The organism is Bacillus sp. DNRA2 (genome assembly GCF_012843265.1).
Classification (GTDB): Bacteria; Bacillota; Bacilli; order Bacillales; family Cytobacillaceae; genus Bacillus_BU.
Genome location: NZ_JABAIT010000001.1, coordinates 44,428 through 64,242, shown reverse-complemented (window position 1 = coordinate 64,242; position 19,815 = coordinate 44,428). Strand labels below are relative to the sequence as shown.

12 protein-coding genes and 1 pseudogene are annotated in these 19,815 nt (G+C 39.7%); 4 read left to right on the top strand and 9 right to left on the bottom strand.

What is annotated here, in order from left to right:
• Positions 1-534 precede the first annotated feature (534 nt).
• The 4 genes from HHO41_RS00270 to HHO41_RS00255 form a co-directional block, all read right to left on the bottom strand.
• Complete coding sequence (locus tag HHO41_RS00270) at positions 535-1,098, bottom strand: hypothetical protein (protein WP_169094824.1); 564 nt, start codon at positions 1,096-1,098, stop codon at positions 535-537.
• A gap of 200 nt (positions 1,099-1,298) precedes the next feature.
• Entirely contained in the window at positions 1,299-2,078 is a 780-nt protein-coding gene (locus tag HHO41_RS00265) for an apurinic/apyrimidinic endonuclease family protein (protein ID WP_169094823.1), read from the bottom strand.
• A 124-nt stretch (positions 2,079-2,202) separates the two neighbouring features.
• Complete coding sequence (locus HHO41_RS00260; protein ID WP_169094822.1) at positions 2,203-2,772, bottom strand: transposase; 570 nt, start codon at positions 2,770-2,772, stop codon at positions 2,203-2,205.
• A gap of 404 nt (positions 2,773-3,176) precedes the next feature.
• A complete protein-coding gene (locus HHO41_RS00255) occupies positions 3,177-4,046 on the bottom strand; it encodes a sugar diacid recognition domain-containing protein (RefSeq protein ID WP_169094821.1) in 870 nt (289 codons plus the stop codon).
• A gap of 293 nt (positions 4,047-4,339) precedes the next feature.
• Here HHO41_RS00255 and HHO41_RS00250 point away from each other — a divergent pair, with 293 nt between their 5' ends.
• On the top strand, positions 4,340-5,338 hold the full coding sequence (locus HHO41_RS00250; protein WP_169094820.1) for an HD-GYP domain-containing protein: 999 nt from the start codon (positions 4,340-4,342) through the stop codon (positions 5,336-5,338).
• A gap of 87 nt (positions 5,339-5,425) precedes the next feature.
• A complete protein-coding gene (locus tag HHO41_RS00245; RefSeq protein ID WP_169094819.1) occupies positions 5,426-7,687 on the top strand; it encodes an EAL domain-containing protein in 2,262 nt (753 codons plus the stop codon).
• A 217-nt stretch (positions 7,688-7,904) separates the two neighbouring features.
• Here HHO41_RS00245 and HHO41_RS00240 read toward each other — a convergent pair whose 3' ends face one another.
• Entirely contained in the window at positions 7,905-8,777 is an 873-nt protein-coding gene (locus tag HHO41_RS00240; RefSeq protein WP_169094818.1) for a YitT family protein, read from the bottom strand.
• A 698-nt stretch (positions 8,778-9,475) separates the two neighbouring features.
• Here HHO41_RS00240 and HHO41_RS00235 point away from each other — a divergent pair.
• Together HHO41_RS00235 and HHO41_RS00230 are read left to right on the top strand one after the other, a co-directional pair.
• Positions 9,476-10,384 carry an HD-GYP domain-containing protein gene (locus tag HHO41_RS00235; RefSeq protein ID WP_169094817.1) on the top strand — a complete coding sequence of 303 codons (909 nt, stop codon included), beginning with the start codon at positions 9,476-9,478 and terminating at the stop codon, positions 10,382-10,384.
• A gap of 55 nt (positions 10,385-10,439) precedes the next feature.
• On the top strand, positions 10,440-10,823 hold the full coding sequence (locus HHO41_RS00230) for a thiol-disulfide oxidoreductase DCC family protein (protein WP_169094816.1): 384 nt from the start codon (positions 10,440-10,442) through the stop codon (positions 10,821-10,823).
• A gap of 119 nt (positions 10,824-10,942) precedes the next feature.
• On the opposite strand, the gene HHO41_RS22770 is transcribed toward HHO41_RS00230, so the two are convergent.
• From HHO41_RS22770 to HHO41_RS00215, 4 genes and pseudogenes are all read right to left on the bottom strand, one after another.
• On the bottom strand, positions 10,943-11,860 hold the full coding sequence (locus tag HHO41_RS22770; protein WP_481747076.1) for a methyl-accepting chemotaxis protein: 918 nt from the start codon (positions 11,858-11,860) through the stop codon (positions 10,943-10,945).
• 726 nt (positions 11,861-12,586) lie between these two features.
• Positions 12,587-13,090: pseudogene (locus tag HHO41_RS22765) on the bottom strand (MCP four helix bundle domain-containing protein); the annotation flags it as partial.
• 233 nt (positions 13,091-13,323) lie between these two features.
• Positions 13,324-13,605, bottom strand: a complete 282-nt coding sequence (locus tag HHO41_RS00220) for a hypothetical protein (protein WP_169094814.1) — start codon at positions 13,603-13,605, stop codon at positions 13,324-13,326.
• 167 nt (positions 13,606-13,772) lie between these two features.
• Positions 13,773-19,781 (bottom strand): InlB B-repeat-containing protein, encoded by a 6,009-nt coding sequence (locus HHO41_RS00215; RefSeq protein ID WP_169094813.1) that lies wholly within the window; start codon positions 19,779-19,781, stop codon positions 13,773-13,775.
• Positions 19,782-19,815 lie beyond the last annotated feature (34 nt).

Below are 19,815 nucleotides of genomic sequence, written 5' to 3'. Positions count from 1 at the left end.
ATTTTTCATTAACCTAAATCCCTATTGAATCAAGACTAAAATCCTACCTTCCATATTGCGCATCACTCATAAACTACGCTCGAATTATTGAACAAATTGTTACAAATTATAATAATTACTATTATAATAAAATAACAAAGAAAATTCGGGGCGTGCCAGGCACCCCGTTCGACAAATTTCGGGCGGTGCCTGGCACCGTGTGTTTTCACCGTATGTAAGGAGATTTTGGTACGAACTTAAGCAAGCAAACAAGCCCAACCAAGATGAGGAATTCATTTTCGTAGAATGCAATTTTGTGAACGGGGATACAAAGGAGCACATCTTAAGAAAACTATTCCGGAGTCTTGTATCCAAAAATATATCGCGAGAAGATGAGCGACCGTTGAAGGATTATTTGGAACAGGGATGATTGGGGTTAGAAGGTGCAGGTAATGGGGCTAGTATGCGGAAGTGAAGGATACACATGGCACTGGCACGGGGAACTCACCAAAACAGGAAGCCGACATGCCTTCTATCAGCGTACCGGCCCCTCCTCTAATTCGACAAATTTCGAGCGGTGACAGGCACCTTACGAGATTCGTGTTGGTCGATCCTCCATTTTAGGATTTCTATTTCTAAGTGTAATTTCTCATATTGTTTTTCGTTATGGTAAAGGTTGGCGCATTCTTTGAGATTTTCGGCGAGATGGCTTTCAATATAGTATGTAAATTTATTTAATGTCCTTGTATTGCAGAAAATCCTCGGTAGTTTAGCATTTTCAAGAGATTCTTCTAAAAATTTATCAGCTTCTTCTTTGAGCCGTTCTGATTGTTTCAAAGAATGTTGTCTTCTAAAAAATGCTAAAAACCTATACATAAGATAGGCTGGGATACCAATTAAGAGATTTACATATAGAGCTCGCACTACAAATTCTCCAGAAAAGGAATATTCCGCTGTACCCCAGAGGTACCAGGTGCAAATCAAAAATAATAGCGATCTCTTTAAATAGGTTGGACGATATCTGTAACGGACGTCTCGAGCTTGGTGCATTAATTCGTCGTATTTCGTTGTAATAATCAATATTTCTTTAATGATTTGTTGTAGTTCTTCTTTTTTCATTTACTTCCCCTAAACTATTTTATCAACTGGTCATTTGTTGATTACGTTCATTTTGTTGATTTTTTGAAAATTTATAATTTTTTAAAATCCTAAGTATTATAGTATGAAAAAAAAACAATTAACGCAACACCAGAACCCAATCCAATTCGACAAATTTCGGGTGGTGCCTGTCACCTTAAATGTCACCTTATATTTGCACCTTATATTTCATTCCAGTATTCGGCACTTTTGATCATCGGTGTACAATCTATGTAGTTGGAGCCCCTAAGGTCGACTTCAAATATGAAATCGATATCTCCTACATACGGCTTCACCATTGCCCAATCAATCTTTCCTTCACCCAACGGCAGTCCATCATGACTTACCCCCATCGAATCAACGATATGAAAATAGCGAGCGTAAGGCGCAAATAGATCCAGATGCTGTTTCAATCGGTCATTATTCCCCCTTAATGCGATGAACGAATGGCTGATGTCGATATTGAGTGGCAAATGTAATGGTTCGACGATTTCAGAAAATAAATAAGGATTCTCAGCTGAAAAAATCCCTCTAATTGTATCCTCCCATAGAAAAGAACGATCACAAATGTTCAAGATTTTTTCCACACGGTTCCGTAAGGCCTTTCGCTCAGCCCGACCAGTGAACAGACTGCTCTCCGACTGGGAATAGTGGCAGTGAATAATGCATTTTACCTCCTCCTGGCTACAAATCCTCGCAATTTCTTTACTTGACCAATCATAAAACCCGATCATTTCTTTGCTCGAGCTTATGATATCCATGTAGCGTCCTTGAAACCGAGTCGGGTGATGAAGGTACACCTGAATCCCTTTCGACTTAAATTCCCTAATATAAGCAACAACTAACTCTGGATGAAAAAGATCCGTCTCATTCAGCTGTATTTCCAAAATCTCCGGATTGTATTGTAACCGATCAGCAATCTGTTCAGGCTGCATGGCTGCTTTTAATCTTATATTCCTCATTATTTTACGCCCCTCAAAAATCATATCATCTTTGATACATACACAAAAAACATGGTAGATATACCAAAAATACCTTTCGTAGGGTCAAAGAAAACACAATTAACCCTCAATCCAGAACTCCCCCTCATTCATTCGACAAAATTCGGGTGGTGACAGGCACCTCATTGAGGTACTTATTCAGTTTTTCTTCTGTTGTTCCGGTGTAAAGGTCCAATATACTGTGAATGTTCATGTAGGGGGGTTTAGGCAAATCAGGATTGACATAGAACTTGTAGCTGCTATAGAGGTAATGATGTGGGTGACCAACAATACATGCTTCAACAGGATTCATGTGGATATAACGACTAACCGCCAACATCCCCTCTTCATCTCTAATCAAACCACCATAATAACGCTTTTCAAAAACATGACCTTTTAATTCATATTTATTATTAAAATAATTCGCATACCTCTTATTAATAAAGAACATCATTTTTGAAATTGGTACCTCAGCACAGCGCATTTGCAAGTGGTAATGATTGGTCATAAGACAATAAGAAGCTAGCTCAAACGGAATATTTTCATGAAGATGATCGAGGATATTAAAGAAGGTATCAAAATCGTCCGGACTGTGAAAGAGCGGCTCACGATTGTTACCGCGACTAGATATGTTATAAAAACTATCTGGGATCCAAATCATTTTCTTTCGCGACATCTATCATTCCCTCCCCATCATAAAATAAGCAAAGAGAAGACTAGATACTAAAATAAACACAAATATCCCACCTATTCGATTAAATATACTTTTTCATATTGGATTGGGCTGGGTTGGGCTGGGCTGGGCAAAAATTGAAATTGTGCACGAGAAGTAATAATTGGAAAGAAAAATTGAAAACAAAGAGGGAACAGATTAGTATAGCTTCAGGAGAATCAAGCATTCAAGCAGTCAGGAATTCAGGAATTTTAAAGCCAGAAAATTCTCGAGGATGTATCTGTTATTCTGCCATAACAATATCTTTCGCTAAAACCATAAAAAATCCTGCTACAAACAAAAAATAAAGAGGAGAAATTATCTCTCTCCTCTCCCTAAAAAAATCGACAAATTTCGGGTGGTGCCTGTCACCTATTGATCATGAGCTCGGTCATTGCTTGTTCGACGACGCCGATGAGTTTTTCCATTTCGAGCATGGAGCCTGTTTGTTTTTCAATGATGGTAGTATTGGCTTTGACTTGATTCTGGATGGTTTGGAAAATTTCCTGGATTTCTTTCAGAATCCCAGAAACATGGACAATTGAAGTCTCACTTTCTGTTGCGAGTTTGCCGATTTCTTTAGCAACAACCGCAAAGCCCTGTCCAGCTTGGCCAACCCTCACCGCTTCAATTCCAGCGTTTAAACCGAGAATTTTACTTTGCAGACCAACTTGCTTAAGAATTTTAATAACTTCCTCCATGCTTTTTACTTTTTCAATTGATGCTTCCGTTGTATTTTGCGTTTCGAATGACAGTTTTTCAACCTCTTTTGCATCCACCATCACTTCTTCGGTTTTTGATAACATTTCCTGTAATTTACTGTTTATGCCCTCGATTGTCCCAGTCAGTGAATCTAACATTTCTTTATTTTCAAGATATAAAGAAATGGTTCTCCGAGTTAAGCCAAGGATTGGTCGAATCGCATCTGGATCCCCACCAACACCTACATTTGCTAACCGTTGGCCTTTGTAAACAACCGGCAAATTTATTCCTGCACGGGGGGCCTTATCTCCGAGTTTTTCCTTAAGCATTAAAGCCTCTTCTGTAGATACTACTCCTTCATCAACGAGTCCATCCATCACTTTTTTCCCAATTGGATGATAATCGCCAATTCTCTCTTGATCGTACGCAGCGAATATGGTTCCCTCTTTATCTACAAAGATTAAACGATATCCAGTTTCCTCACTAACAATCTGGCATATATGTTGTGCAAACTCTGCTGTCAATAGACCTTCCATTATTTTAACACTCACCCCATAAATAGCATGTTTTATTTCATTTGAAAGCAGTTACATAATACTTTATTCTACTAAAGTTCAGTTCAATTCATTATGATAAACATCACATCGAGTTCGACAAATTTCGGGGCGTACCTGGCACCAGAGGGGTACGAGTTCGACAAATTTCGGGGCGTGCCTGGCACCGCTGGGTGTGTGATTTTTGTCGTTTTCACAAAATTGTAACAATGTTAAAATTAGTAAAAAATCCGTTAGATAATTATATTAGCATACGTACAAGAAGAGGTGTTACTATGGGTTCAAATTTGCTGCCATCACTTAGAACGATCGCTTTTTTCCGTATTGCTTTATTAATATTATTAGTATGCGTACCATTTATTACGCATTGGAGTAATAATTTTCAAGTTCTATATGCGGTTACTTATATATTTTTAGGGATTAGTTTTTGGAATTTACCTAAACGATATTTAATAGGAAGCTGTTCATTTGGCTTTTTCATTCAATTTATGAACACAAGTACACAGCAAAGTGCTGCCTCCATTCTAGTGAATATATTCATTTATTTAGTCATTGCCTTTTTAGCACACACCGTGACAAATCAATATCACAACATTAAGAAGCTCAAAAAGGAATTAATCCTCGCACTATCGAGTTCACTAGACTCAAGAGATAAGTATACAAATCACCACTCCGAGAATGTTGCAAGGTATGCAGTACTCATTGCGAAACGGCTTAATTTTTCAAAAGAAGCCTGTGAGGCTGTTTACATCGGCGGCCTACTCCATGATATCGGCAAAATCGGAATTGCAGAGAGAATTCTGAGCAAGCCCACGAGCTTGACGGAAAAAGAATTCGAACACATTAAGCAACATCCAATTATTGGGCATAACACCTTAAAAAAAGTTGCCAGTATTGCCGAAATGGGCGTATTAGATATGGTCCTTTACCACCATGAGCATTTTGATGGAAGTGGATACCCCCACGGTTTAAAAGGAGATGACATCCCATTAGTTGCAAGAATTATGTGTATTGCCGATTCTTTTGACGCCATGACAACTAATCGTTCCTACAAAAATGCAATGAGTCTCAATCAAGCTTTAAATGAAATAAAGATAAATAGCGGAACGCAATTTGACCCACTAATCGCGGACACTTTTATCCATATTTTGCTGGAGCAAAAACAAGAAATCCAAGCGATAAATCCACATTTAGCCACAACACCGAGACGTTTGAAATATGTATTGGCAAAAGAGGGGAAGAAATGCACTCCTCATATTAATGAAAATTCATAGCCAAGTACTGTTTTTATTTTAAAAAGAAATCCTGAACCGCTATAACATTTATTAGTGTAAATAAATTCCTGTTAGGGGTTGGTCCTAGTGAATACTGACAAAGTAATCTCATCGGTCAAAAAACTTCTTGGAAACACTAGTACTGAAAACTCAAATGAGGTTGAACCATATACCAAATCACAATATAGCGAAAAAACAATTAACTGGGAAAATCACAAAGACGCCCTCATTTTAGTAACAAACATTAACGGCGAAATCATTTTCATCAATGAAGCCTGCAGCGCAACACTCGGCTATAAACCTCACGAATTAACCGGCAAGCACACGAGAATATTCAAGACCGATATACACCCAATGAGCTTTTATCGTAATCTTTGGACAACCATTCTTGACGGAAAGGCTTGGAGTGGCGAGATATCTTGTGAAAGCAAAAGCGGGGAGGTTGTTTGGTTTTTCATGGTCATCACCCCGTTGCTGGGCGAGAACAACCAACCATATCAATTTTTAACCACAAGATTTAACATAACAGAACAGAAAAAAAACAGAAATGTGAAGCCTATCAAGGAAAAGCCTTTTCGTTACCTTAAGTCTTCGCAAACTGAAATAGCAGTATGTCGCGAGGACAATCGAACCATCGATCCCCTTACAAGGTTGCCAGATAAAGAATGCTTCTATGAAGATCTTGAAAGAGAAATAGAACGGGCGAGCAATCGTAACATGATTGTGGCCATCGCAAAGCTTGGTATAGACGATTTTAAATATATAAATAGTGTATTAGGCTTTGACATTGGCGACCTTCTATTGAAGGAATTAGCAACCAGAATCCACAACTGGCTGCCCTATAATATTTCTTTTTATCATAAATACGGAGATAAGTTTTATTTTTTAATAAAAGAAAAATTTGATGTCGATAAATTAAATGATTGGTTAAGCGAATTAATCACCATCATAAATCAGGACCCTTTCAACATTGAAGGAAATAACCTGTTTATTACTGGGAGTGTAGGGGCAAGCATCTATCCTTACTCCGGCAGAACAAAGGCCGAACTCCTAAAAAACGCTGAAATTGCTATGTTTCGTGCAAAAGGGCAAGGTAAAAATCAATACCAAATCTTCGCACCAACAATGAGCATCAATAGCTATAAACAATTCACCTTGCGAAATGATTCGAAGCAGGCGTTAATAAAAAACGAATTCCATGTCTACTACCAGCCACGCGTTAATCCCTACACAGATGAAATCATCTCAGCAGAAGCGCTGATTCGTTGGAACCATCAAAAATGGGGCGTGGTTTTACCTGAAGAGTTCATTACGATGGCCGAAGAATCTGGGTTAATCATTCCAATTGGGGAGTGGCTGCTTAAAAGGGTTTGCGATGACATAAAAAGTTGGTCGAAACGAAAATTTACATTTAGAAAGGTTTCCATTAACATCTCCCCGTTGCAGCTGAAACAGCCAAATTTCGTTGACAGAGTTTCCACTATTTTAAAAGAGCAGCGTGTAAATCCTAAATGGATGGAATTTGAGATTTCTGAGAAAATCATCATTGAAAAAGAAGAATCGTTGTTAAACAAAATTATCCAATTGAACAATCTAGGAATCTCGTTTGCACTCGATGATTTTGGAACAGGTTACTCGTCGCTTCATTTTTTGAAAAAATTTCCTTGTGAAGTAATCAAAATCGATAAAAGCTTGGTTAAAGAGATTCATAAGGAAAAGGAAAACCTTGTCATTTTAGGCTCCGTCGTTTCACTTTGTCATAAGCTTAACAAAAAAGTTGTAGCTGAAGGGGTCGAAACGAAGAATCAACTTTCGATTTTGAAAAAATTAAACTGTGATGAGATTCAAGGCTATTTGTACAGCAAGGCAATTGATAGGACTGACTTTGAGAAGCTGTTGCAGGAAGGTATCAAGATTGACGAGGAAATGGCAAAGGTCTATTCTTATTCAGAACGAAGAAAATATGCGAGAATTCCGTTCGAGGTACCGCTGGCTGCAGATATGACCATCGCTGAAATTGAAGGGGTTAAGTTGAATATCGGCAGCAGTGAAGTCATGTTGAAAAATATTAGTCCGGGTGGATTGTCGTTTTCCTCGCCACTTTTACTGCCAGTTAGCAGGGACATCGTTCTGCAGTTTAACACAACTTTGTTATTTGAGGACTGCTATTTAAAGGGAACGATTGCTTGGTTTAAAGAGACAGACAATACCTACTATCAATACGGTGTTAAATTCGATTTATTGAATGAAGATAAAGATAAGCTGATCAGGATTCTAAACAATTTGCAAATAAAACTAGAATACAAACCAATCTTACCAGGCTGTAGATACTATAAAAAGCTCGGGTAATTTGATTCTGTTTCTTCGAGTATCAAGGCTAGGTAGGCTAGGTTACATTTTTTTTAAAAAATCTTCGCGATAAAAACGAAAAACGGGTGATACAACCCGTTTTTTTGTTTCTTTTGCGTTTTTTTGGTCTTGGCTGGCTGCAACGCTATGTTCCGTGTTACGTGCCAAGCCAGACTAACTAGTTTCATTCGACAAATTTCGGGTGGTGACAGGCACTCTAGTGGATATCGTGCTTTTTAAAGTTGCCACCTCGAACTTCCGCTACGTCATATACTGTTACAAAGGCAGTTGGATCAATCTCTTGGATAATTTCTTTGATTTTACTTTCTTCTAACCGGTTTATCACGCATGTGATTTCTCGAAATATTTCGTTGGAATAACTCCCCTGGACTTGATTATATGTCGCACCACGACCTAATCGATCACGAATCGTTTCCACCATTAGCTCTGGCTCATTCGTAATAATTTTAAAGGTTTTCGAGCCGCTCAAACCTTCCTCGACAATATGTATTACTTTTGAAGCGATGAAGTAAGCCATCCCTGATAGGATTGCCCCTTGTAATCCAAACACTGTAGAAACAACAATAAACACAAACATGTTCAAAAATAATATCAAATCACTAGTTCCGAAAGGTAATTTACGAGACAGGAGAACAGCTAACATATCGATTCCATCTAACGCCCCGCCATTTCTTAACGCTAAACCCATCCCAAAACCGATGATGATACCACCTACTACGGTCACCAGTAACGTATCACCTTCAATAATCGCCGTGACTTGGTGCATCATGATAGTCCCAACAGCTAAAGATGCAATTCCAATGACCGAAAAAATCGCAAAGCTTTTCCCAATTTGTTTATATCCTAAAAAAATAAACGGTATGTTTAAAATCGCAATAAGTGCTCCTAGAGGTAGTCCCATTAACTCCGAACCAACGATACTCAAGCCGGTCACGCCTCCATCAGAAACGTTGTTTGGGATTAATACCGCTTCTAGCCCATACGCTGTGATAAATGCCCCAATAATAACCAATATGGCCCTCATGGCAAACTTCAATCGTTTAGGTTTTTGCTTTCCAACCGTTTTCATAATAAACCCTCCTCGATTTACAAAATTTTACTCATATTCCAAAATACACATCCCCTAAAAAACTATCGCTGTTAATAATATCAAAACACCCGGTGCCAGTCACGCCCCGTTTATTCTTGTTTCACAGAATTATTTGTTTCACAGGGGAGAAAGATTTTCTAATGGCACAATCACTCTCGCAAAAAAAAAAGAAGTTGACCATTCGGCCAACTTAAAAATAATAGAGAGGTTTTCAAAAAGGTGAATCATAATACTAAATAAAATCAGAAAAACAGTAAAGCACGAGATATGAAAATCGAAGGTCCCGAAATTATTCAATTTTCAGAAAAAGGGCTTTCCGACCCTTTTAATAGAAAACTAAAAGGTTAACATCCAGTCCACAATTATCCCGCAAAATCAACGTTTTATTTTGTCATTAATGTGGTAAACAAGTGAACTTTTTGTTAAGTTAATTTTATCACAATACCATTTATAACTCAAAGTAAAAAGCATTCAAATATTTTCTGTTTTTTCTTTTTACCGCTACCCTTACGACAAAATTCGATAAAATTCGGGTGGTGACAGGCACTCAAAGAGATTAATATCACTGTTATTTAATCCTGTTTGCTATAATATTTACCATGAAAGTATTACCTTTGTTGGTCCCTTCTTCCTGTTTTCAGTGTTTGGAAATAGAATGTTAAGTGAGGATGAAGAGTATGAGCCTACATTTCTCAAAGGAAAGTCAAAAAATTTATCGAATCCTTTCCATCATTTTTTTTGTGACCGTTCCCATCATAACCATTTGGGAAAGAGAGTTTAATTCATTATTCGTATTAACCGCCATTTTCCTCGGTATGGGCTTTTCGAACAAGCCCAAGTGGTGGTTGTTCTCCATTACCTCAATAGGAGTTTTGATTCGAATTGTTATTAGCGAAGAATATGGAAATTTCACCTCCTGTGCCATCCGCCTATTCGTTTATTTAGCCGTAACCTATATTTCCAGTGAAGTTGTGAAGCAATACTTAGCTTTGCAAGAACAAAAGAAGGAATTCATACTTTCGCTAGCAAAATCCCTGGATTCACGTGACTCCTATACAGGTAATCACTCTGAAAGTGTTGCCAATTACGCTCTGTTAATTGCAAAAGAGATGAAGTTCACAAAAAAGCAATGTGATGACATCTATTTTGGCGGCTTACTTCATGACATTGGAAAAATTGGAATCCCCGAATCAATCCTTAATAAACCCGGAGAATTAACAGATGAGGAATATGCTAATATTCAACAACATACAAATATTGGTTATGAAACATTAAAATACGTTACATCATTTAAACGAGATGGAATTCTGGACATAGTTCGATCCCATCATGAAAGATATGATGGAAAAGGTTATCCAAATGGTTTAAAAGGCGAGCAAATCCCCATATCGGCACGGATTATGACACTGGCTGATTCATATGATGCAATGACCACTAATCGAGTTTATAAAAATCGTAAAGTTATAGAAGACGCCATTATTGATATTGAAAAAAATAAAGGCAAGCAATTTGATCCCGCAATTGCCGATGCATTTCTACAAGTTCTAAAAAGAATATCAAAATCAAATTCCGAAAATACTAAATAACATTGTGAAACATCAACAAACGTGAAACAAGAAAATTCGGGTGGTGACAGGCACCGTGATTGTATTATTTGATGGAGGATGTGGTTTTTGCAGTTTTTGTGTTCATTTTATTATTAAACGAGATCCGTTGGGGTACTTTAAATTCGCTTCTTTACAAAGTGAGACTGGTAAAGCATTACTGAAAAATTTCAACGTACCATCCAACATCGATAGCCTTGTTCTTATCAAAGACAATAAATGTTATTTGAAATCGACGGCAGCTCTCCAAGTTTGTAAACACTTAAACAGCCCATGGAAACTCCTACATATCCTGATCATCATCCCAATGCCAATCCGCGATTTCGTTTATGAAGTCATTTCAAAAAACAGATATAAATGGTTTGGTCGTAACGATACTTGCATACTTCCTACCCCCGAACAAAGAAAACGATTCTTATAAAAATAAAAATCTTCTTTCGAAATCAAAAAAGAAAGGAATCACAACAATCTCGTGATCCCTTCTTTTTATAACTTTCGACAAATTTCGGGTGGTGACAGGCACCTTCTTTGGCACTTTCTTTAAAAGGCTTTTACTTGATCATTTACATTGATGATTGCTTTTTCCACTTCATCAATTTCTGTTCGCTGTAATTCGATGCTTGCATCCAGCTCTTCTGTTTGTTTACGAACTTTCTCAACTTCCATTGCAATTCCTTGGCCGTGCGTTGATTGCTCATTTGTCGCAATGGTCATCTCGTTAACCATTTCTTTAATTTTATAGATATTATTGACAATTTCATGCGCAGTAAGAGCTTGCTCTCTCGTCGCATTCATGACCGCACCTGATTGAGAAGTGACGCTTTCTACCGCGGAAATGATTGCTGAGCTGCCTCGCGCCTGCGCTCCAGTTGCGATCGAGATTTGCAGGACCTGATCCTTTGTACTCATAATTCCACGAACAATTTCTTCAGCAGTTGTCGATTGTTCTCTTGTTGAATAGGTCATCTCCGAAGCTTGTGATGTAACATTTGCAATTGCTTCTGTTAAGAATTCGCTATTTTTTGTTTGTTCTTCAGTGGCACTAGCGATTTGATTCATTTCCTCGGTCACCTGAGCGATCCCTTGTGAAATTTTCATAATCGCTTGGTTTGTTTTATCGGCTAAATTATTTCCTATTTCAACCTTTTGGGCACCTTCATTAATGGAGTTGATCGCAACCACAGTTTCTGCTTGGATTCCTTTTATTAAAGCGGCAATCTCTTTCGTTGCTTTTGCAGAGCGTTCGGCTAATTTTCGAACTTCTTCAGCCACTACCGCAAAGCCTTTTCCATACTCCCCGGCACGTGCAGCTTCAATTGCCGCGTTTAATGCAAGCAAATTGGTTTGATCAGCAATTTCATCAATCACCTCAATGATGCTTCCAATTTCCTCTGAACTTTTCCCGAGATTCTCCATAACATCACTAGCATGGTTTATAACTTGAGAAATTTCCTGCATTCCAGCTAGAGTTTCGTTTAGAGAAACCGTACCTTCCAAGGCGTCGTGCTTAACCGTATTGCTAAGCTGATTAACAGTTTGGGCACTATCAGCAACCTGCTGAATCGACACGACCATTTCATCAACTTTTTCAGCTGCCTGCTCGGCAGTTCCAGTCAGATTCTCAGCATTTTCACTAACACTTTTAATCGAGCTGCTCATTTCCTCAATCGCTGCAGCAATTTCCTCAGCACTTGAACTAGCATTGACAACGTTAACGGCCACCTGTTCAATTGATGCCATCATTTCTTGAATCGCAGACGAAGTTTCACCAGTCGAACCCTGTAATTGGTCAGCACTTTCCGCAACTAAATTGATAGAAGCGCTCATCTGCTCCATCGCAGCAGACATTTCATCGACACCCATTGCGATTTCATTGGTATTTCCAGCCACTTGTTGAATCGAAGCGACAAGCTCCCCAACAGCCGCATTCGCCATATCCATTGACTGGTCAAGCTCTTTCGCTCCAGTCGCAGTTTTTTCTATTGAACTTTTTATCTCAGTAACAGAATTTGTGGTAATATCAACATTTTTTGCCACACCCGTAACGGAACGGCGAATCATTCTTGTTGTAAAAATAACGACAGTGATGCTCAAAATTGTAGCAATTGCCGATACAATCATAATCATCATCTTGCCAAAATTAATTTGCGCTGAAGTCGTATCTATCGTTTTATCCATGGATTTATCAATATTTTCATGGACTTTGGCAAGTTCTACCCGTGCATTTTCTCCAATTGGAGTCATGGCAACGGACAATTCCTCAAAGCCCTTTTGATCCTGGGCACTGTACCTTTCCAATGCTAACGGGATCAAATCAGTATAATCATTAAAGTGTTGTTGGAACAGGTTAAGACTTTCCTTATTGGAACCTGTTAATAACGGCTGTAACTGCTTAATCAATGATTTTATATACTTAATATCTTCATTTAATGTTTTTTCTGATCGTTCCCGATTCTCCGGGGATTCTTCCAAAATATAGTTGGCTAAATCTAATCTCATTTTGATCATACTCTCGGTTAATTCGGAGGTAATCTCAACTTTCTCAGCTTCCTTTTCAGTAATCATGTATAAGGAATCTGACATTTTATTGAAGCTTAGAAACGAAGAAACACTAATGATGAAGAGTAAAATCAAAATCGCACTAAAACTAACTAATAGAATTTGTTTGATTGAAAGCCTTTTAAACATTGAATCCTCCTGCTTATCTAAGATGTATTTTTTGAACACGCATATCTTGTGTACTTTTGAATTCAGTAGAGTCTATATTACATTTTAACATCAGAAACATTATATGAATATCGGAAATCAAAAAAATTCGACAAAATTCGGGTGGTGACAGGCACCAAAAGGCACCAAAAAAACCCCAACGTTAGTTGGGGTAAGGTTCATTTATTTATCTTCCAATGAAAATTCGACTATATTTATCTCGCTGTCTTACAAATCGGGCATGCTGTGTTTGCGGAATCGTATTGAGCCCCACAGCTGCGGCAAAAAACAACTCCTGACTCAGAGTATCCTCTCGATTGTCCGAGACCTGATTCGGAAGCTGACCCAATTTGAGTTGAACCTAATTGGTACTCCTTAACAAGCCCTGTACGCAGCTTAGCATTCTTCATAGAGATTATCACTAAAATCATCGTAACAATATTCAGCAAAATGACGATGAGAAGAAGGATATTTGTAAGAGATGGATTATTCAACATTTGTGCTTTCGCCTCCAATCAATCGGAAACACGAGAACCGCTCGGCCCCGTGTTTCCTTAGGTGGTGTGGAGCACCTTATTCAGTGCTCCGTGAAACATCATGTGAAACAAGAATATTCGGGTGGTGCCTGTCACCTATTCGGTGTGTGCACCATTTTTTACCGCACTTATTCTTCTTCCGCTACGAGTTTTCGTTTTTTGTTTAGGATGACGGATGCGGTGGCGATGATTGCACCGATTCCGCCAACTCCGCCGATTGTTCCTAAAAACAACGGCGTATTATTGTACCAGCGAACGAATAGGTTCTTCGAAACAAGGAAGTCGTCAACCGATTTCGTAAACTCGTTCCCGGCAGCATCAACCGCAACAACTTTCACAGCCTGCTTTGAGTTCGCACTTGGAACCACAAAACTATAGTTCTCACCATCAACCTTGTAATCTACCTTTTTGTTATTCAAGTAAATCTTCGCGCCGTCCAAGACTAAATTGTCCTTCACGGAAACCGTCACTGGCTTCGTATCAACCGGATACTGCTGTCCACTTTCGATGTCAACTGGCACGACGACTGGAGCCGTCTTATCAATACCGAAGGAAATTTCAGCCTGCTTCGTTTCATCGATAGTTTCATTGACATTTCCCGCCAAATCCTCAGAGTAAAGTGCCACTGTATAACGGCCATCACCAGCGAACAAGTCCTTTTTCACCACATACTTGTACTGACTCCATGAACCATTCCCACCAGCTTTCGACACACTATAGTCCTTGCCTTCAGCTAAATCAGTAGGCGTTCCGTTTTTGGTCATCTTCACTTGAATCGAATCCGATTTTAAGCTATCCACGTTCGTTTCGGTTAAAATAACATCCTTTTCCTGCTTAACATACTTGCCATCAATCGCCTTCAGCGAATCGTCAAACACATACACAGAACCAAACCGGTTAACCGAAAAACGAATCGTCTTCGAAGTTTCATTGCCGGCAAAATCAACCAGCTTAGCAGTCAAAGTATAGAGATCGTCAACTTCTTTCTTTTTCTCAAAATTAGCAAAGGTATAGACGCCGCCATTCGGTGCATCGCCACCACTGCCCTTCAAAGCAACCGGACCGCGGTTAGCGCCCTCCAACTTAATCGATACTGCACTCTTATTAAAGTTCGTGTCCGAATAAGTGACAACCGGAGCAACATCACCATTGTTCGCAGACTTATCAGCAACGCCGGTAATCTCCAGAACCGGAACCGTTTGGTCAACGACAAACTCTTCCGCTTTATAATCAGCCGCCATATTACCAGCTTTGTCAGTGTAATCAATATCAAAGCTATACTTACCATCAGCACCATAATGAATGGTTGCGGTATGAACGTCACCGTTAGACTTCCAAGCGCTTGTCGCCGGGAAGCCAATCCCCGCACCATTATCACTCGCTGAACCTGCCACTTTCAATCTGCTTGTCTCAAAATTGTGCTCGGTAATCGTAATGGTTGCAGTACGATCCGCTTTAAAATAATTACCGTTTGCCGACGCACCATTGTTGTAAGTCACCTGAACCAACGGCTTCGTTTTATCCAATGTGAATTTGTGCTGTGCAAATGGAGCAGCCGCATTCCCTGCATTATCAACATACTTCAGATCAAACGTGTAATCCCCATCTGCAGTGTAGGCGACAGTTGCCGTATGAGTCGTCTTGTCAGGATCAACACTATCAGCCTTAGTTGACCAACCGACCAATTTTGGAATCACACCATCGGTATTGGTAATTGCATGAACAACATCTTCCGGCTTGAAGTTGCGCTCCGTAATTACAATGGTTGCCGTGCGATTTTCTTTGTAAAAATCGGTAAAGCCAGCATCTGGCGTGTTGTTATCGTACGTCACATTCATTGTTGGCACTGTTTTATCGATACTAAACTTCATTTCATCTTCTGACGTATTGCCGGAGCGGTCGGTCATTTTCACCTTCACGACAATATCATTACTGTTATTCGCAACGGTAAGCGTTTTTTTCATTTCCGTAACAAGATTTCGATCAGTCTTCGTTTGCTGCCAGCCATCCGGACTGCTACCTGGTGCATACGACTTATCATTGTTTATTTTAACAATACCGCCTTGATTGTTCGCGGTGTCATATGGCGCGACGACAGACCACTCAATTTCCTTAATACCGGAATACGTATCCGTCACCGTCAAGTCGACATTTACATTCCCACTATAAAGCTCGACATCATGATTATCCTTAAAGCTTGTTTCGGCCTTGTGTAAATCAATATGAGTTTCCTCTGTATGCTTGTCCTCATCCTCAATGACTGCTCCATCCGGCGTGACATACTCACCGGTGTTGTCAACAAAGTCAGTCGCTTTGGCAAAAATCTGACCCTTAAAGGATGCCGGAACGTTAAATTTCACTTCACTAGAAGTCGCAATCGCTTGAACACTTTCCGGACCAGCGATTTCCTTCATCGTTCCATCAACGACACCATAGAACTTGCCATTCTCATGGTCTTGTAAGTAAATCAGCATTTCCTTCACTTTACTTGTCGCTTCAAAGTCATCTGTCACATCAGGGTCTTCTGCTCCAATGGTCACTTGAATTGGTTCTTTAAAATAAAAACCGTAATCCATAACTTCAATTGCATCCTGAAGCCCATCTTTTCCACCTTGTTCGGCGAACTTAAAGTCAGAAATCACAGGACTCGTTCTATCGATATATACTGTTTCATCATCGTGACCAGCATTACCTGCGTTATCAATCGCATCGACACGAATTACATAAGAACCATCAGGATTAATTTTAAAATCATTAGATAAAAGGGTTTCAATATTATCGGTAGCTAATTTTGCTTGATCCCGATCATGATAATAATAAGAAGCAGCTCCACTCTCCTCGTTATCGTCCACGTTTACAACGTCACCATTCACATCAATCTTGACCGCATTGACACCAGAATCAGCGTCTTTCGCATCAACATCATAAGTGACATCGTCACGATAGAATTGATGACCTGCCTCATCTACATACGGTTTAACTTTAGTTTCACTATTAATATTAATAGAAGGAACTGGGTCTTTTTTCTCAATCATCACGATTCCGCTATCAATTGCCGCCATATTGGAATTGGCCGCAGAAACTAGCTCGACCCGTTTATTGCCGACATTGTCCGTAACCGCAACATCCAAAGTCCCTTTGAAATACTCCGCATCCATCTTATAAACGGCTTCGGCCTTTAATCCTGATTTCTCTAAGCTTTCGCGAACAAGCTCAGGCGCGTCTTGACCTGCCTCAGGATTGGCATGCAAATCAAGCTCGTTAATTCCGGCTGCATCATCCTCAACCTTAACCGTCACTCTAATTTGTTTATTGAAGAATGTGCCAAACGTTAAGAAATTTAACACTTCTGCAAAGGAACTGTCATTTTCCAACTCAAACGTGACAGCCTCTTTACCACCAGGCAAGGTTGGAGCATATTCATCAATATAAATGGTTTTCTGAGCCTGCGAAATATCATTTTTATTTCCAGAGTTATCTGTTACGGCTACAGAAAAATCGTACAATCGGCCCTTCTCAACAAGCGAGCTCGTATGAATCGGATCAATAGTCGGGTTTAATTGCTCCTCAGTGCCATTTGTAAAATCGTACGTTTTAAGCGTTTCGTCACCTAGCTTGATTTTTACAGACTGAACACCTGCTGCATCGTCAGCAACGTTCACATTCAAACGAACATCATCGCTGTAAAATTCAGTTTCAGCACCGTTGATTTCATTCTCAGAAATATACGGCTGTTCCTCGGCTTTATCAGGTGTCACCGAAAGCTCAGCCGTCGGCGCCTTGCGGTCGATGATGAATCTTGGCTTACCATTAGGATCGACATTGTCACTCGTTACATCATATGTTTTCGTATTGTTAACATGGTCCGTAACCTTTAACGCCAGTGACCCATCAAAACTCTCATCACCTAAAGTGAAGGTTGCTGTAGCAGTCCGGTCCTTGCTTCCTTTCGAAATTTCACCAGAAATCGTTTGCTCACCCGATTTTCCGTTGGCGATTAATTTAATGTCTTTAATACCTGAAGCCACGTCCTCCACATCAACTGTCACTTTAATCGCTTCTTTAAAGAACATCCCAAAAGTTAAGTTGTTAAGGAGCTCCGAACCTGTTTGCTTTACGCGAACAGCCCCATCAAGCTGCGGCTCCTTTTGGTCAATGTTAACTGTTTTTTCTGCTTCTACTTTATTTCCAGCTTTATCAAGTGCCCAAACTTTATATTTACTTTGATAGTTGCCAGATGCAGCATCGAAGGAGTAGCTCTTGTCAGCTTTAACTGGAATTTCAGTCGTTGCGGCATCGTCTTTGCTGTAATAAATGTTGGCAATATCTGTTGAAAAATCAAGATTGTTAAACGTTTCCGTTGGATTTTTCAGGTCAAAATTCACTTTCACATCACCGCTGTACCAAACTGTTCCGTCAACGGTTGCCTTATTGCTGCCCTCTAATACCAGATTCTCAATTTCTGGCTTTTTTCTATCAAATAATAGATGAATATCATCTTTTAGAATAAGAGTGGCATCATTATTTTGCTGATGGGATTTTAATTGGACATCCTCAATAATTGAGTTATTTTCAACCATATAGCTTTGTTGCCAATTCTTACCCGTTATTGTTTCCAGCACATTATTGATAGTAATTTTTATGCGATCAATAACGCTGGCGGTAGTCTCAATTGGTTTTAACGTTAACTTGGCATCAGTTGAGAATATCAATTTATTTTCGTCAATTTGATCTACTAGAGCACCATTGGTCGCCTCAATGGAGATAAAATCCTGCCAAGCTCCCTCAACTTCTGGGAGTTTTGCAAATGTAACAATAATAGAAGTGTTGTTCTTAATATTTTTTACCAAGTAGGTAGAACTGCTATCATCTGCACCGATTTGGAAATTCGTATCACTATCCAAATTCACCGGACTTCCATTCACGCTAATCGCTGAAACTTTATAGCCATGGTCAGGCTTCATTGTGACAACTGCCTCACGGTCATGATCAACAACCGTTTTATCAAGTGATACATCGCCATGGTCAGCATCATTAACGGTCACTTTATAAGTATTAATCTCAAAGACAACAACGACATCCTGATCGCTAGTCACCTGTGGAGTTTGAAATTCGTACGCCTTTGTTTCCTTTTTCACATCGTCTGGTAGAGTAATAGCTGTGTTGCCAAAAGTAATACTTTTAATATGATAGCCTTCGATCGGTGTCACATTAAAAGAAGGCCTTTTCCCATGCTCGACTGTGACCGTGCCACCACCAGCAATAATAGTATCCTCTGAAGGACCTTCTTCGACAATACCATCACGAACCGAGCCTTTTTCCACTGCACCTTTCGTAGAATCATAATCGAAAGTGAGCACATAGGTGTTAATCACAAAATTCACTTCGATCGCAAGTGCTTTCGTCACATTTTTCAAAGTGTACTTCAAACGACCATCTGGTAAGGTACTGACAGTGGCGTTTGCTAATCCAGCAAAATCCGCGCCATCGATTTTTACTTCTGGATGATACCCCTCATCTGGTGCTACCGTAAACGAGTAATCATTATCATGCTTAACGTTGTCCGTACCGCCGGAAACGGTCACTTTCTGACCGAGTTGATTTTCGATTTTACCATGGTTGTAGCTTGCAAACGTCATCGTATAGCTCTTTAGCTCGAGCTCAACCTTAATTGTTAAGTCGTTTGTAATCGTGGCAATCGTTGCTTTATAGCTAGTGCCCTCCGGAGTAACCGGAATGTCAGTCACGCCGTTTTTGATGGACTTTAGCTCGGACCCCGTTTCCGGAGTCACCTCGATAACAACTGGACCTTCTTGAACAGGAAGCTTATCTCCTGTAAAAGCAGTTCCATTAATGCTAATGGCCCCGCCGCCGTCACCGATTTTTTCAACTGAAACGTCATGTGTAACGATTTCAGGTTCTGGTGCTGGTTCTGGTCCTGGCTCCGGCGCTTCAGGTGGCACAGGATTTTGTTCTACTTCGGTTGCAGCAGGTTGGCTTGTTTCAACTTGCTGCTCATCACTTGCTTCGGCAAATACATTGGTGAACACACCAACAGGTAAGTTGTAGGCAATTAGCATGATCGCTAGAACCAGCGCCACCCAACTTTTGCGCTTCATTGTTTTCTTTTTGCTCATTTCTCTCTCCCCTTGATAAATCAACACTTTGTTC

Excerpts from the sequence above, each read along its gene's own strand:
- HHO41_RS00260 (WP_169094822.1), bottom strand. The coding sequence starts at position 2,772 with ATGTCGCGAAAGAAAATGATTTGGATCCCAGATAGTTTTTATAACATA.
- HHO41_RS00265 (WP_169094823.1), bottom strand. The coding sequence starts at position 2,078 with ATGAGGAATATAAGATTAAAAGCAGCCATGCAGCCTGAACAGATTGCT.
- HHO41_RS00240 (WP_169094818.1), bottom strand. The coding sequence starts at position 8,777 with ATGAAAACGGTTGGAAAGCAAAAACCTAAACGATTGAAGTTTGCCATG.
- HHO41_RS00215 (WP_169094813.1), bottom strand. The coding sequence starts at position 19,781 with ATGAGCAAAAAGAAAACAATGAAGCGCAAAAGTTGGGTGGCGCTGGTT.
- HHO41_RS00235 (WP_169094817.1), top strand. The coding sequence starts at position 9,476 with ATGAGCCTACATTTCTCAAAGGAAAGTCAAAAAATTTATCGAATCCTT.
- HHO41_RS00255 (WP_169094821.1), bottom strand. The coding sequence starts at position 4,046 with ATGGAAGGTCTATTGACAGCAGAGTTTGCACAACATATATGCCAGATT.
- HHO41_RS00220 (WP_169094814.1), bottom strand. The coding sequence starts at position 13,605 with ATGTTGAATAATCCATCTCTTACAAATATCCTTCTTCTCATCGTCATT.
- HHO41_RS00270 (WP_169094824.1), bottom strand. The coding sequence starts at position 1,098 with ATGAAAAAAGAAGAACTACAACAAATCATTAAAGAAATATTGATTATT.
- HHO41_RS22770 (WP_481747076.1), bottom strand. The coding sequence starts at position 11,860 with ATGCAGGAAATTTCTCAAGTTATAAACCATGCTAGTGATGTTATGGAG.
- HHO41_RS00250 (WP_169094820.1), top strand. The coding sequence starts at position 4,340 with ATGGGTTCAAATTTGCTGCCATCACTTAGAACGATCGCTTTTTTCCGT.